Annotated in this window: 13 protein-coding genes; 9 read left to right on the forward strand and 4 right to left on the reverse strand. The window is 29.9% G+C overall.

All coding sequences use genetic code 11. The features are described 5' to 3' along the window. The first annotated feature begins 317 nt into the window (after nucleotides 1-317). The 6 genes from OW763_RS15150 to OW763_RS15175 all read left to right on the forward strand — a co-directional run bounded on the left by OW763_RS15150 (nucleotide 318) and on the right by OW763_RS15175 (nucleotide 7,349). Nucleotides 318-1,919: an ABC transporter substrate-binding protein gene (locus tag OW763_RS15150; RefSeq protein ID WP_268042188.1), complete on the forward strand. Its 1,602-nt coding sequence runs from the start codon at nucleotides 318-320 to the stop codon at nucleotides 1,917-1,919. A gap of 73 nt (nucleotides 1,920-1,992) precedes the next feature. After that, the gene (locus OW763_RS15155) at nucleotides 1,993-2,997 is read left to right on the forward strand and encodes an ABC transporter permease (RefSeq protein ID WP_268042190.1); all 1,005 of its coding nucleotides are present in this window, start codon (nucleotides 1,993-1,995) and stop codon (nucleotides 2,995-2,997) included. Between the two features lie 13 nt (nucleotides 2,998-3,010). Then, nucleotides 3,011-3,919 (forward strand): nickel transporter permease, encoded by a 909-nt coding sequence (nikC, locus tag OW763_RS15160; protein ID WP_268042192.1) that lies wholly within the window; start codon nucleotides 3,011-3,013, stop codon nucleotides 3,917-3,919. 12 nt (nucleotides 3,920-3,931) lie between these two features. Beyond that, nucleotides 3,932-4,888 carry an ABC transporter ATP-binding protein gene (locus OW763_RS15165; RefSeq protein ID WP_268042194.1) on the forward strand — a complete coding sequence of 319 codons (957 nt, stop codon included), beginning with the start codon at nucleotides 3,932-3,934 and terminating at the stop codon, nucleotides 4,886-4,888. A gap of 15 nt (nucleotides 4,889-4,903) precedes the next feature. Continuing rightward, a complete protein-coding gene (locus tag OW763_RS15170) occupies nucleotides 4,904-5,887 on the forward strand; it encodes an ABC transporter ATP-binding protein (RefSeq protein WP_268042196.1) in 984 nt (327 codons plus the stop codon). 184 nt (nucleotides 5,888-6,071) lie between these two features. Continuing rightward, the gene (locus OW763_RS15175; RefSeq protein ID WP_268042198.1) at nucleotides 6,072-7,349 is read left to right on the forward strand and encodes a M14 family metallopeptidase; all 1,278 of its coding nucleotides are present in this window, start codon (nucleotides 6,072-6,074) and stop codon (nucleotides 7,347-7,349) included. Nucleotides 7,350-7,375: 26 nt separating this feature from the next. Here the strand turns inward: OW763_RS15175 and OW763_RS15180 are convergent, their stop codons facing one another. From OW763_RS15180 to abc-f, 4 genes are all read right to left on the reverse strand, one after another. Further along, entirely contained in the window at nucleotides 7,376-7,822 is a 447-nt protein-coding gene (locus tag OW763_RS15180) for a DUF340 domain-containing protein (RefSeq protein WP_268042200.1), read from the reverse strand. Then, nucleotides 7,822-8,631 carry a DUF3100 domain-containing protein gene (locus OW763_RS15185; RefSeq protein WP_268042202.1) on the reverse strand — a complete coding sequence of 270 codons (810 nt, stop codon included), beginning with the start codon at nucleotides 8,629-8,631 and terminating at the stop codon, nucleotides 7,822-7,824. Before OW763_RS15185 ends, OW763_RS15180 begins: the two co-directional genes overlap by 1 nt. Nucleotides 8,632-8,707: 76 nt before the next feature. Beyond that, entirely contained in the window at nucleotides 8,708-10,015 is a 1,308-nt protein-coding gene (locus tag OW763_RS15190) for an amidohydrolase (protein WP_268042204.1), read from the reverse strand. A gap of 242 nt (nucleotides 10,016-10,257) precedes the next feature. Next, nucleotides 10,258-12,171, reverse strand: coding sequence for a ribosomal protection-like ABC-F family protein (abc-f, locus tag OW763_RS15195; RefSeq protein ID WP_268042205.1), 1,914 nt, complete (start codon nucleotides 12,169-12,171; stop codon nucleotides 10,258-10,260). A 355-nt stretch (nucleotides 12,172-12,526) separates the two neighbouring features. Here abc-f and OW763_RS15200 point away from each other — a divergent pair, with 355 nt between their 5' ends. The 3 genes from OW763_RS15200 to OW763_RS15210 all read left to right on the forward strand — a co-directional run. Next, nucleotides 12,527-13,159 (forward strand): redox-sensing transcriptional repressor Rex, encoded by a 633-nt coding sequence (locus tag OW763_RS15200; protein WP_268042206.1) that lies wholly within the window; start codon nucleotides 12,527-12,529, stop codon nucleotides 13,157-13,159. 388 nt (nucleotides 13,160-13,547) lie between these two features. Then, complete coding sequence (locus OW763_RS15205) at nucleotides 13,548-14,333, forward strand: short-chain-enoyl-CoA hydratase (protein WP_268042208.1); 786 nt, start codon at nucleotides 13,548-13,550, stop codon at nucleotides 14,331-14,333. A 284-nt stretch (nucleotides 14,334-14,617) separates the two neighbouring features. Beyond that, nucleotides 14,618-14,970: acyl-CoA dehydrogenase family protein (locus tag OW763_RS15210; protein WP_268042210.1), on the forward strand; the 353-nt coding region annotated here is incomplete at its 3' end.

Consider the following 14,970-nt stretch of genomic DNA (forward strand, 5'->3'; position numbering starts at 1 on the left):
AATAGTGGTATAATCAAAAATAAAAATCAAACAAACAAATGTATTTGAGGAAAAAACACACAAAAATACCAACTAACGATTTATTAATATGAACTGGATATAAATATTGAAATAATGTTAAAACTAATAAAAAAAGTAATAATTTAATATAAAAAATACTATTTATTGAAAAATTAAAAGGGGTATTGTAAGAAGAATAATTCAATTTTATCACTAAAAACTATATTTATGCATAAACATGTATAAAGTCATATTAATTAAAAAGTGATAAATGAAATATTAAATATTAAACTTGCAGTTAAAAGGGGGAATAAAAATTGAAGAGAAAATTATTAGCAGCAGCTTTGACGTCTGTTTTTGTTGCAACTACTTTATTTGCTGGTTGCGGTGCTAAAAATAGTGCAGAAACAAGTGGGGCAAAACAAAAAGATACTGCGCAAACTGAAAAAAAGAAAGCTAAAACACTAGTATTTGCACAAGGAACTGATCCAAGAGGATTAGATCCAGCTTATGTAGATGATGGAGAATCTGCAAAAATTATAGCAAATGTATATGATGGGTTACTAAGATATAAGAAGGACTCAACAGAACTTGAACCTTCACTTGCTACAGAATGGAAAGTAAGTGATGATGGAAAAGTATATACTTTTAAATTACGTGAAGGTGTAAAATTCCATGATGGAACAGACTTTAATGCAGAAGCAGTTAAAGTTAGTATTGAAAGACAATTACCACCTAAAAGAACAAATGATATGCCTTATGCATCATTTACTTTTGGAGAAGTTGAAAAAGTAGAAGTAGTTAATGATTATTCTGTAAAAATTACTTTAAAAGAGCCATATACTCCATTCTTGGCTAATCTAGCTATGGTGCTTGCTGCACCTATTGTAAGTCCAACTGCTTTGGAGAAGTATGATGGTAAGCTTATGGAAAATCCAGTAGGAACTGGTCCATTTAAATTTGTTAAATGGGATAAGGGACAATCAATAGTTTTAGAAAAAAATGAAGATTATTGGGATGAAGAAAAAGCTAAAGTTGATAAAGCTATATTCCAATTTACAAAGGAAAATTCAGTTAGAGCGACTCAGCTTATGACAGGAGCAGTAGATATAATAGATGGAGTAGATCCTAATGATGTTGCTCAAATAGAAAAATCAGGTGCTACAATTTATAAAAGACCAGGTATGAATATAAACTATATGGCTTTCAACTGTGAAAGAGCACCATTTAATGATGCTAAGTTAAGAGAAGCAATAAGTTATGCTATTAATAGAGAAGAACTTGTGAAATTCTTGTATCAAGGATATTCATCAATAGCTAACAGCCAAATGCCAAGCTTTATTCCAGGATTTAATGATAAGGTTAAACCTTATGAATACAATCCAGAAAAAGCAAAAACAATGTTAAAAGAATTAGGAAAAGAAAAATTAGAAATAAAAATGATAATTTATTCAAACCCTAGACCATATAATACAGTTGGACAAAAACTTGCAGAAGCTATTCAAGGATATTTATTAAAAGTAGGAATTAAATCTACAATAGAACCTTATACTTGGACAGAATATAAAGAAAAAGCAAAACAAGGTGAAGGGGATATAATGTTCTATGGATGGACTGGAGACAATGGGGATCCAGATAACTTCTTATCATTACTTGATTCTAAAGAGATAGAATCTAGCTTAAATGCTGCAAAATATAGTAATAAAAAAGTAGATGAATTGCTTTCAAAAGCAAGAAGAACTCCAAATGGAGAAGAAAGAAATAAATTGTACAAAGATATTCAAGATATATTAGCTAAGGATGCACCATGGCTTCCAATTTCAAGTGCAGAAGTTATGGCAGGACATTCAGCTAAAGTTAAGGGATTTGGTTATCATCCAACAGGAGTTGTATACTTGAAATACGTAGATAAAGAATAGTTGGTTAATAAGATGAATGGAAACCCGTATGGGTTTCCCATTTTTCTTTATTTAGATATAGGGGGGCGTATTAATGCTTAAATATACAATTAAAAGATTACTTATGCTTATTCCAGTTTTGCTTGGAGTATCCATACTTGTATTCTTTGTAATGCATGTGCTTGCAAGTGATCCTGCTAGTATAATTTTAGGACAGCATGCAACTACAGAACAAATAGCAAAACTTAGAGAAGAACTGGGATTAAACCAACCATTATATATACAATATTTTAATTTTTTAAAAGGTATTTTACAAGGTGATTTAGGAAATTCACTTATAACTAAAACTCAGGTAATAAAAGAGTTAGGTTCTCGTTTTCCAGCTACTGTTGAACTCGCTTTAGTATCAATTTGTTTAGCTGCGATTATTGGTATTTTTATAGGAGTAATATCTGCTGTTAAACAAAATACAATCGTTGATTATATAAGTATGATAATATCATTACTTGGAGTATCAATGCCTATTTTCTGGCTTGGACTTATGCTTATAGTGTTATTTTCTGTAAAATTAGGTGTTCTGCCGGTTGCGGGAAGAATTCAAATGGGTATGGAACCTCAACATATAACAGGGCTATACTTATTAGATAGTTTGATTAGTGGAGATATGGAAGCTTTTAAAAGCTCATTAAGCCATTTAATATTGCCTGCTGTGGCACTAGCATCGTATTCAACAGCAATTATAGCACGTATGACTAGATCTACAATGCTTGAGGTAATAAGACAGGATTATATTCGTACAGCAAGATCAAAAGGAATATTTGAAAAAGCAGTTATTTTAAGTCATGCGTTAAGAAATGCATTAATTCCAATTATTACTGTAATAGGTCTTCAGTTAGGATCATTACTTGGCGGCGCGGTTTTAACTGAAACAGTTTTTTCATGGCCAGGTGTTGGGGGGTATGTAGTAGACTCCATAATAAAATCTGACTATCCAGTAGTTCAAGGAGCAGTTATGATGCTTGCTGTTATATTTGTTGTTGTTAACTTGCTTGTGGATTTACTTTATGCACATCTAGATCCTAGAATTAAATATTCATAAGGAGGTCTTGGGAATGGAAAATAACATAGAGATAAAAAATGAAGTTTTACAAAAAGATATAGATATAAAGAAAGAAAAGAAATTTTCTCAATGGAGAGAAATGTGGTATATGATCAAGCAAAATAAGGCAGCGTTAGTAGGAATGGTTATAATTGTTATATTACTCTTACTAGCTATACTTGGAAGGATTATAGAACCATACGATCCTAATGTTGGTCAGTTGTCAGAAAGCTTACAAGCACCTTCTACGTTGCATTGGTTTGGTACTGATGAACAAGGACGAGATATTTTAAGTAGAATTATAGATGGTACAAAAATATCACTAAGAGTTGGTATTACAGCAGTTGCTTTTGCACTTACTATAGGTATAGTAATGGGTTCTATAGCGGGATACTATGGTGGAAAAATAGATATGATTGTTATGAGAGTTATGGATATAATATTAGCTTTTCCATCATTGCTTTTAGCTATAGCATTTATGAGTGCACTTGGTCGTGGTATAGATAAAGCAATAATTGCAATAAGTATTGTTACTATTCCAGAGTATGCTCGAATAGTTAGAAGTTCAATTCTATCAGTAAAAGAAAGTGAATATATTCAAGCAGCAAGGGTAATAGGAAATACAGATAGGGCTATAATATTCAAACATATTTTACCTAATGTTATTTCACCAATTGTTGTTAGAGCTACCCTTGGAATATCTTCAGCAATTTTAGATACGGCAGCTTTAGGATTCTTAGGGCTAGGAGTACAACCGCCAACAGCAGAATGGGGAAGTATGCTAGGTTCAGGAAGAGGTTATTTCTTTAATGCTCCTCATATAGTTGTATTTCCTGGGATAGCTATAACAATTACTGTTCTTGCATTTAATTTATTTGGCGATGGTCTTCGTGACGCATTAGATCCAAAACTACGTAATTAGGGGGGGCAAAATATGTTATTAGAGGTTAAAAATCTTAAAGTTCAATTTAAAACAAAGGCTGGAGATGTAAATGCAGTAAATGGAGTAGATTTCGAAGTTGATAAAGGAGAGGTTGTTGCCTTGGTTGGAGAATCAGGTAGTGGAAAAAGTGTAACTTCCTTGTCAGTAATGAGACTTATTCCTAATCCACCTGGAAAGATTGTGGGGGGAGAAATATTATTTAATGGAGAAGATTTGTTAAAAAAGGGTAAAAGAGAAATGCAGGATATCAGAGGAAATAAGATATCTATGATATTTCAAGAACCTATGACTTCATTAAACCCTGTATTTACTATAGAAAGGCAAATATGTGAAACATTAATAAGGCATAAAAATATGAGCAAAAAAGAGGCAGCAAAGGAAGCAATCAGAATGCTTGAATTAGTTGGTATGCCTTCTCCAGAAAAAAGAGTTAAAGATTATCCACATCAAATGAGTGGAGGAATGAGACAACGTATAATGATTGCTATGGCACTTGCATGTAGACCTGAACTGTTAATTGCAGATGAGCCTACAACAGCATTAGATGTAACAATTCAAGCACAAATTTTAGATTTAATGTTAAAGCTTAGAGAAAAAATGGGTACATCTATTTTAATGATTACTCATGACTTAGGTGTTGTTGCGGAAATAGCAGATAAAGTTGTTGTAATGTATTGTGGTCAAATAGTTGAAAAAGCTACAGTAGATGAAATATTTGAAAAACCACTTCATCCATATACTGAAGCGCTTCTAAAATCAATTCCTAAAATTAATGATGAAAAAGAAAAACTGTTTATGATAGATGGAATGGTTCCAAATCCTTTGGATTTACCAAAAGGATGTCCATTTAGTACAAGATGTACTAAATGTATTGATAGATGTAAAAAAGAAAAACCTGAGTTAATTGATGTTGATGGAAGAAAAGTTAGATGTTTTTTGTATAGCTAAAGAGGGGGCGGAATAATGGCTGAAGCATTATTACAAGTAAAAAATTTAAAAAAATATTTTCCCATACGTTCTGGAATTTTAAATAGAGTTACAAACAATGTAAAAGCTGTAGATGGTGTGTCTTTTGATATATATAAAGGTGAAACCTTAGGGCTAGTAGGTGAATCAGGATGTGGTAAATCAACAACTGGAAAAATGATAGTTAATTTATTAAAGCCAACAAGCGGTGAGATAGTTTTTAATGGTGAAAATATAGTAACTGCTAATAAAAAAAGGCAAAAAGAATTTAGAAAGGATATACAAATAATATTTCAAGATCCTTATGCTTCTTTAAATCCTAGAATGACTATAGGAGATATTATAGCTGAACCGATTAAAATTAATAATTTAGCTAAACATGGTAATGTTGAAAAAAGAGTTTTGGAATTGTTAGATTATGTTGGCCTTGCTTCTTATCAAAAAAATAGATATCCACATGAATTTAGTGGTGGACAAAGACAGAGAGTTGGTATAGCTAGAGCTTTGGCAGTAAATCCAAAATTAATCGTATGCGATGAACCTGTATCCGCATTAGATGTATCTATACAGGCACAAGTTTTAAATTTATTAGATGATCTTCAAAAAGAATTCGATTTGACTTATTTGTTTATAGCTCATGGATTAAATGTAGTTAAGCATGTGAGTAATCGTGTAGGAGTTATGTATTTAGGAGATTTAGTTGAGGTGGCAGCTGATAATGACTTATATAAAAATCCAAAACACCCATATACCCAAGCTTTGTTATCTGCGATTCCAATTCCTGATCCTAAGGCAAAAAAAGAAAGAATAATACTAAAGGGAGATGTACCAAGTCCAATTAATCCTCCACAAGGATGTCGTTTTCATACAAGATGTAATAAATGTATGGAAATATGTAAAAAAGAAAAACCTAAAATGAAAGAAATGGAAAATGGTCATAAAGTAGCATGCCATTTATATGATGAAAGCAGTGTTGAGTAAAATAACACTGCTTTCATTTTATTTAATTTAGGAAATTTTATGATTCTAAAAATACTTATTTATATGCAGAATTTATTGTTTATCATTTCGAAAAATTTATTTAATTCTTTTAAAAGTAATCACTAAAAATATTATTAATTATAAAATAATAATGTAGAGAAATAATTTAATTATGGGTGATAGTGTGAGAACTTTGAAATTTGGTTCAAAAGGATCAGATGTAATGAAAGTACAAGCAGTTTTGAACAAGATAGGATATAAAGCAGGTCCGGTTGATGGTATTTTTGGAAGTAAAACTGAAGATGCAGTATTAAGATTTCAAACTAATAATGGTATACAAGCAACAGGAGTTATAGGTCCTAAGACATGGAGTGTATTAAAAACATATATCTTAGGGTATGACATATTTAAAATAAGACAGGGGGATAGCTTGTACAAAATATCATTAGCGTATTTTACACCGTTGGATAGTATACTTACAGCAAATCCAGGATTGAATCCTTACAATCTAAGAGTAGGTATGGAAATAAAGGTGCCATATTCAATTGATGTGGTAGATACAAATGTTGATTATACTTATGATATTTTAAAACATGACATAAAAGGATTGAAAGAAAGATATCCTTTTATAGAAGTGGGTATTGCTGGAAAAAGTACTTTAGGAAGAAATTTATACTATGTTAAGCTAGGCAAAGGACCTAACAAAGTTTTTTATAATGCAGCTCATCATTCTTTGGAATGGATTACTACTCCAGTACTTATGAAATTTATTGAGGACTTTTCTAAAGCTTATGCACAAGGAGGAAGCATAAAAGGTTATAATATAAGAGATATGTGGAATAAAAGTACTGTTTATATAATGCCTATGGTAAATCCAGATGGAATAGATCTAGTTATAAATGGATTAAAGAAAGATAATCCTTACTATGATAAGTTAATAAAATGGAATAATGGAAGTAAAGATTTTTCAAAAACCTGGAATGCAAATGTCAGAGGAGTGGATTTGAATCATAATTATGATGCAGCTTGGCAACTATCTAAGGAATCTGAGAAAAAATTAGGAATAGATGGTCCAGGACCAACAAGATATTCAGGGGAATTTCCAGAATCAGAAGTTGAAACTAAAACAGTAGTTAACTTTACAAGAAAGAATAATCCTAAATTGGTATTAGCATATCATAGTCAAGGAGAAGTTATATATTGGAATTTCATGAATAAAGCTACTAAAGAAATGAAAAGAATAGGAGAGGCTTTAGCAAAAGCAGCAGGATATGAGCTTGCAGAAGCTTATGGAATAACATCTTATGCTGGATATAAAGATTGGGTAATTGATAAGTTTGGAACTCCTGGCTATACTGTTGAAGTAGGAAAGGGAGTAAATCCACTTTCACTAAGTCAATTTGATAAAATATATAAAGATAATATAGGGCTTTTGTTATTAGCAGCGGTAATAACATCATAATATAAGAAAAGTGCGATGCACTTTTCTTATATTTGTCCTAGTGATTTTAATATGAATTGTGCTATAACAGCTGATGAAATATAAGTTCCTATAAATACAAAACAAGCTAATATTATAATTTTCCAACCTATTTTTGAAAAAGTATCTAAGTCCTTACCTATTGAAATACCTGAATAAGCAAGTATTGGTGTTGTTAGTGATAAGAAACTTACTTTTTTTACCGCAGCTGAAATAGCAGTAGCAAATGGAAAATTAGGAAATGTCAAAATACATCCAATTAAAACTATATACGCTACACTTGGTATTTTACCAGGTATAAATTTAGAGAGTAATATACCAGTAATACAAATAGCGATAAGTATTATCATGCCTGGAATGGATTCTATGATACCATTTTTATAACCAATTAAATTACCAATTAAAGATAAAATTCCTACTATAACCATAATAAATAAAATATTTTTTGTTTTCATTATTTACCCTCCTTTACAGATATATCTGAGGTAGGTAAGGTTTTATATTTAATTTTATACATTTTTTTATAAAGCCATTCTGAAACTGGCAATGCTATCCAAAGTGACATATAAAGTCCATCCAATCCAGATAGCATATTGCTTGCAGCACCAAAAGCAGCCAATGTATCTTTCATTTGAGGGAACATAGTACTTAAAGAACCTACTGAAGCGGTCATCATGCTGGCACTACCAACTCCAGATGCCATAGCTAATGCATAAGGATGGAATGGTAAATAAGCAGCAAAAAAGCTTGCTAACACTCCAAAAAATATAGTCCCAAATACTGTACCACATATATAAACAGCCATAACTCCTTGACCTTCAGGACCATCCATTCCATATACATCACTTATTAATGCAACATTAGGCTCACGAGCTATAGAATGTGCAGCACCAATAGATTCTCTTTTTAGACCTAGTGCAACAGCTAATGGAATACCTAGAAAAATAGTTCCTATATTACCAAATTCCTGTAATATGAGAGCAGGACCTACTTTTATGATTTTAGGTAAGCTTGGGCCTATTAAAGTACCATATCTAGCCATAAGAAGCATTAGAGTAACGGTAATTAACCCTCCAGCATCAGCCATATCTTTTTTGTTTGCAATTTTTAGGAATTTTGGTCCTAAGAATATTCCTATTATTAATGCATATAGCATAGGTAGTAAAACTACAGTTCCAGGACCACATTTGAATTTAAAAGTTCCTATAAGTTCGGCAATGATTACTAAAACAAGAACGAGTCCATGAAGTTTCCAATTTTTCACTTAAAATTCCTCCTTTAAAATATTTATAAGTCTGAAATTTTAAAATTTAAAATTCCAGACGATTAATAATTAACTTTTAGCTAAAATAATTTTGCATCATGTTTATATATTGTTCTTTAGTTAATAGAGGCTTAAAGTTTGTTTTTATTTCTTCTGCAATTTTAGCCTCATTATATAATAAATCTATAACTGTCATGGCAAAAAGCTTTGCAGGTAATATACATGCAGCATAATAATCTACTACATGAAAATCTTCAGTATGAAGAGCACCACTAACTCCCCCCATAAAAGGATGAATTGCAGGTATGATATGTGATATATCTCCCATATCTGTTGAAGCTCCAAAATGTCCAGCATTTATAATTTGTTCTTGAGGTAGTAATTTAGAAGCATTAGAAACAAATAAATCATTTAATTGGTTAGAACAATTTAAAGGTAAATATCCAGGTATTGTTTTAATTATGGTCTCAGCTCCAACAGCATATCCACCAGCTTTTAAGGCATTATCTACTTTAGTATGAGTATTCTCAATTGATTTCATGTTTTTAGCTCTAACATAGGTTTCCATTCGAACATCACATGGAACACTATTAACGGTATCTCCACCTTTTGTAATAATAGGGTGAACTCTAACGTGATCATCATCTATAAAGGTTTCTCTAAGGGCGTTAATACCCATAAGTCCTATCATAGCTGCATTTAATGCATTGATACCCTCATGAGGTGCTTCGGCAGCGTGAGCTGTCTTACCTACATATCGAATGTTTTTAGCTATAAATCCATTGCTAGTCTCTCCTACAGCAACCATAGGGTCAGGACTGTTTTTAGCAGAATGCATCATTAATGAAATATCTATATCATCAAATTCTCCAAGGTATAAAAGTTCTTGTTTACCTCCAAAAAAATGAATTTTACCTTCGTTATAAAGTTTTTCTCTATAGGCTATTTCAATAAATTCTTCAGCAGGAACTCCCATAAATGTTACATTTCCATTAAGTTTATCTTCAATATTAGACAGCTTTAATCCTAAAGCAGCACCTAACATGGAGGTTAATTGTAGATGGTGACCGCAAGTGTGAGCTGCTCCAGTCAAAGGATCTGCTTTAGAACTTGCAGGGCACAGTACAGCATCTAATTCTCCTAAAATAGCTATATTAGGTCCTGATGAACTTTCTTTTAATTTAGCTTTTACTCCAGTTATAGCTAAATTTTTTTTATAAGGAAGTTTTAAATCTTTAAAAAAGTTTGCTACTAACTGAGAAGTTTTATCCTCTTTAAATCCTAGTTCTGGGCAGGATTCTACTTGTTTTGCAAAAGATATTAATTTTTCAGCATTTGCATCAATAGTATCGCAAACAATTTTTTTTAATTCATTACTAGTCATTGTTATCCCTCCATCCAGTCGATTTGTATTAAATATTATTATAAGTAGTACATGAAGTGTTTTTCTGTAAAAGAAAAATGTAAGTCAATGAAACACAAAAAATATTATATCATTGTATTTTAAAATAGTAAATAAGCTATATGTGATTTTATACATGTATATGAATAATATATTAAGAATATATGTGTATAAATATAAATTTTTAATATAAATAAAAAAACGCTAATAAATTTATTAGCGTTTTATACCATGTTTTCCCATTCTTCATAAAATTTTTCTAACTGGTCTTCGCAATCAGAAAGGTCTTTGCGAATTTCCTCACTCTTTTTAGGATTTGAATAAACTTCTTCAAGACATAGTTGGTTTTGAAGCTCTTCAATTTGTCCTTCTAAATCAGATATGCTTTGTTCTAAAGTTTTCATTTTAAGTTTTTTTTGTTTTTCTAACTGTTGAGCTTCTCTTTTCTTTTTCTTTTCCTGTTTTATTTGAGTTTTTGTTTTCCCTTCAAATTCCTCATCTTCTTCAAATCTTAATGGATTCTTTTTCTTTTCTATGTAATAAGAATAATTTCCTAAATACGTTTTTATTCCATCAATATTTAGTTCGTGAATTTTTTCTATAACTTTATTTAAAAAATATCTATCATGAGATATAACCAAAACAGTTCCATCATAATTTAGAATAGCATCTTCTAAAGCTTCTCGTGACATGATATCTAGATGATTAGTAGGTTCATCTAAAAGTAAAAAATTTGATTTCGAAAGCATAAGTTTTAAAATGTTAATTCTACATTTTTCACCACCACTTAATGTGGAAATCTTTTTAAATACATCATCACCAGTAAATAAAAATGCGGCAAGAGCATTCCTAACTTCGGTAGTTGTAAGCTTAGGAAAATCATCCCAGATTTCATCAAGAACAGTTTTTTCAGGCTCTAAGTTAGATTGTTCTTGATCATAATATCCTATAAATACATTTTTACCTAATACACAAATACCTTCATCATTTTTTACCTTATCCATTAATATTTTAAATAAGGTAGTTTTACCTCTACCGTTTTCACCAATTAAAGCTGTTCTTTCTCCACGTTTTATATCTAGGCTCAAGTTTTGAAATAATATTTTATCTCCATAGCTTTTTGATAGGTTTTCAACATGAAGGATATCATTACCGCTTTTAATTTGTGTTGGAAATTTCATCCTAGTTATTTTCTTCTCTTTAATAGGAGCTTCCAGTCGTTCAATTTTATCTAAAGCTTTTTGTCTGCTTTCAGCAGCACGTATACTTTTTTCTCTATTAAATGAGCGGTATCTTTCAATTATTTCTTCTTGACGATTTAGTTCAGATTGTTGAAGCTTATAAGCTTTTAGTTTTTCCTCATATGCTTTTTTCTTAAGTTCAATATATTGAGTATAACTACCATTATAGCATTCCATGTATCCATTTGATAATTCAAAGGTTTTATTAGTAATAGAATCAAGAAAAAATCTATCGTGAGATATAACTAAAATAGTGCCTTTGTAAGAAATTAAATATTCTTCCAACCATTCTATAGCATCTAAATCGAGATGGTTAGTAGGTTCGTCTAATAAAAGTATATCTGGATTGGAAAGCAATAATTTGCATAGAGATACCCTGGTTTTTTGTCCTCCACTTAAAATATTTATAGGTTTTAAGTAATCTTCTTCTAAAAATCCTAATCCTTTTAGTACTTTGTTAATTTCAGCTTTGTAAGTGTAACCACCTCTATTTGTATAAAGTTCAGAATATGTAGTATAATCTTTAATTATTTTATTATGATAATCTTTATTAGAAGCATCGTAAGGTTTATTCATTTCATCTTCTAACTTTGTTAGTTTATTTTCAAGATTTAAAAGATCTTTAAAAACATACAATACTTCATTATAAATAGAATTTTCACTTTGTAGAGATAAATGTTGAGAAAGATAACCTACTTTTTTATTTTTATCAATGAAAATATCTCCACTATCGGGTTCCAATTGTTTGTTTATAATTTTAAACAATGTTGATTTACCAGCACCGTTTGGTCCAACTAGACCTACATTCTCACCTTGGTTTATATTAAATGTTATATTTTTTAAAATTACATCTATACCATAATTTTTATGTATATTTTTACAACTTAAAACTATCATTCCTTTCACCTCGCTCTGTATATTTTACTATGTAAAATGAAAATTTTGTAGCATAAATTTATTTTCAGCTAACATTATTTCTTGGTGCAATTGAAACAATATTAAAAAATAGGTATAATAAGTGTAAGTAAGTTTGTAAGTTTATGTTAGTATAGGGAATAATAAAGTTAAAATTATGTTATATATTAATAAAATTTATGTAAAATTATAATTTTATAATAATAGGTATCAAAAGAACTAATAAGTGTTATTATACAACATAAGTAATATGAAAAGATAGCGTTATTGTATTAACAAAATAAGTATAGTAGAATTACATTAAGTTTGGAAATTATTAAAGTGAGGAGTGTCACAATTGGAGAAAAAGAGAAATGTTTCGATGGCAGTTATAAGAAGATTGCCTAAATATCATAGATATTTACAAGAGCTTATGAAGAATGATGTAGATAGAATATCTTCAAAGGAGTTAAGCGAAAAAATAGGGTTTACTGCATCACAAATAAGACAAGATCTTAATTGCTTTGGTGATTTTGGACAACAAGGATATGGGTATAATGTAAAGGACTTATATAATGAAATAAGTTTAATTTTAGGCTTAGGCAATGAATATAATACTGTAATAATTGGTGCTGGTAATATAGGGCAGGCAATTGCAAATTATTCTAATTTTGATAAACTAGGATTTAAACTCAATGCAATTTTTGATGTTAATCCTAAATTAATAGGACTTAAAATTAGAGATGTTGAAATATTAGATATAGATAATTTAGACCAATTCTTAAAAAATAATAAAATAGATTTAGGGGTTATCTGTGTAACAAGAACAAATGCACAAAGTATTTGTGATATTCTTATTAAAAATGAAGTTAAAGGAATATGGAATTTTGCACCTGTTGATTTGCATGCTCCAGAAGATGTGAAAGTTGAAAATGTACATTTAAGTGAAAGCTTACTTACGTTAACATACTTATTAAATGGAAGAAGATAATATATAAATCAGAAATTTAAAAAATAATTTATAAATTTCCAGCTAAACTTTTATGGTTTTGTTGGAAATTTTTTTATGTATTTAAAAGTGGGAGAATTTAAATATATGTTTAAAATAAAATAATTTGTAGAATTAGTGTTATATGTATATTTTAAATCTTATATATAGTTATAGACATTATTAGAATAATATCTATATTTATAAAAATATTGTATATTATTATTGAAATGTAGAGAAGGAAGTTATATAATAGAAATGTAAGTTTTGGAACAATATGATAATTATTATATATAAATAGTTATCATAAAAAAATTTTAAATTAATATTGTTATTTTATTAACAATATTCAGGATGTTTTTTAAAGTTAACTTATGGGGAGGAATTTAGTATGGAATTCAAAAACGTTATACTTGAAAAAGAAGGAAAGTTAGCTATTCTTACTATTAACAGACCTAAAGCATTAAATGCTTTAAATGCAGAAACTATCAATGATATTGATATGGCTGTTGATAACATCGCAAAAGATAAAGGAATTGAAGCTGTAATTGTAACAGGCTCTGGAAATAAATCATTTGTTGCAGGTGCTGATATCAAAGAAATGAAAGATATGAGCGTAATGGATGGAAGAGAATGGGCAATTTATGCAAATGGAGTATTTAGAAAAATAGAAACTTTGAACAAGCCTGTTATTGCAGCTGTTAACGGTTTCGCATTAGGTGGAGGATGCGAAATTTCAATGGCATGTGATATAAGAATTGCATCTAAAAATGCAAAATTTGGTCAACCAGAAGTTGGTCTAGGAATAACTCCAGGATTTGGAGGAACTCAAAGACTTGCAAGACATGTAGGTATGGGAAGAGCTAAAGAATTAATTTATACAGCAAAAATAGTAGGTGCTGAAGAAGCTTATAGAATTGGACTTGTAAACAAAGTTGTTGAACAAGAAGAATTAATGGATGAAGCTAAAAAGCTTGCTAATTCAATTATGAAGAATGCACCAGTAGCTGTTAGATTATGCAAACAAGCTATTAACAGAGGTATGCAAGTAGATATTGATACTGCTGTGAATCTTGAAGCTGAACTTTTCGGCGAATGTTTCTCAACAGAAGACCAAACAGAAGGTATGACAGCATTTATGGAAAAAAGAAAAGAAAAGAATTTTAAAAATAGATAATATTTAAGAATTTTATCTATTAGTTCTAGAATAAAAAATATTCAAGGGTAAATGTTAGATAGTAATGAAGTTTTAGCATTTACCTTTGAATTTTGAAAAGTATAAAGTGTAGAGATGATTAGATAGTGTAAATGTAGAAGCTATATTATTTTTTTTACGCTATTACTGGAAAAAAAGGTAAACTAAGTGAATAGATTGTAAATTTACTATACTTTATATTATTAGGTAAACTAAGTGAATAGATGATAAATCTGTTACACTTTATAATTAAAGGAGGTAAGAAAATGAATTTTCAATTTACTAAGGAACAAGAATTAGTAAGACAAATGGTAAGAGATTTTGCTGAAAATGAAATTAAACCTATAGCAGCAGAAAGTGATCAAACTGGAGAATTTCCAATGGAAAACTTCAAAAAGTTGGGCAAATATGGTTGTTTTGGAATACCATTTCCAACTGAATATGAAGGAGCAGGTGGAGACTATTTATCATATATCTTAGCTGTTGAAGAACTTTCAAAAGCATGTGCAACTACAGGAATTGCACTTTCAGTACAAACTTCACTTTGTATGGGAGCAATTTGGGCATTCAGTAATGAAGAACAAAAGAAAAAATATATGCCAGGTTTATGTTCAGGTAG

The sequence above is a fragment of the Clostridium aestuarii genome, from assembly GCF_026735135.1.
Taxonomy (GTDB): Bacteria; Bacillota; Clostridia; order Clostridiales; family Clostridiaceae; genus Clostridium_H; species Clostridium_H aestuarii.

Excerpts from the sequence above, each read along its gene's own strand:
- OW763_RS15155 (WP_268042190.1), top strand. The coding sequence starts at position 1,993 with ATGCTTAAATATACAATTAAAAGATTACTTATGCTTATTCCAGTTTTG.
- nikC (WP_268042192.1), top strand. The coding sequence starts at position 3,011 with ATGGAAAATAACATAGAGATAAAAAATGAAGTTTTACAAAAAGATATA.
- OW763_RS15165 (WP_268042194.1), top strand. The coding sequence starts at position 3,932 with ATGTTATTAGAGGTTAAAAATCTTAAAGTTCAATTTAAAACAAAGGCT.
- OW763_RS15170 (WP_268042196.1), top strand. The coding sequence starts at position 4,904 with ATGGCTGAAGCATTATTACAAGTAAAAAATTTAAAAAAATATTTTCCC.
- OW763_RS15180 (WP_268042200.1), bottom strand. The coding sequence starts at position 7,822 with ATGAAAACAAAAAATATTTTATTTATTATGGTTATAGTAGGAATTTTA.
- OW763_RS15190 (WP_268042204.1), bottom strand. The coding sequence starts at position 10,015 with ATGACTAGTAATGAATTAAAAAAAATTGTTTGCGATACTATTGATGCA.
- abc-f (WP_268042205.1), bottom strand. The coding sequence starts at position 12,171 with ATGATAGTTTTAAGTTGTAAAAATATACATAAAAATTATGGTATAGAT.
- OW763_RS15205 (WP_268042208.1), top strand. The coding sequence starts at position 13,548 with ATGGAATTCAAAAACGTTATACTTGAAAAAGAAGGAAAGTTAGCTATT.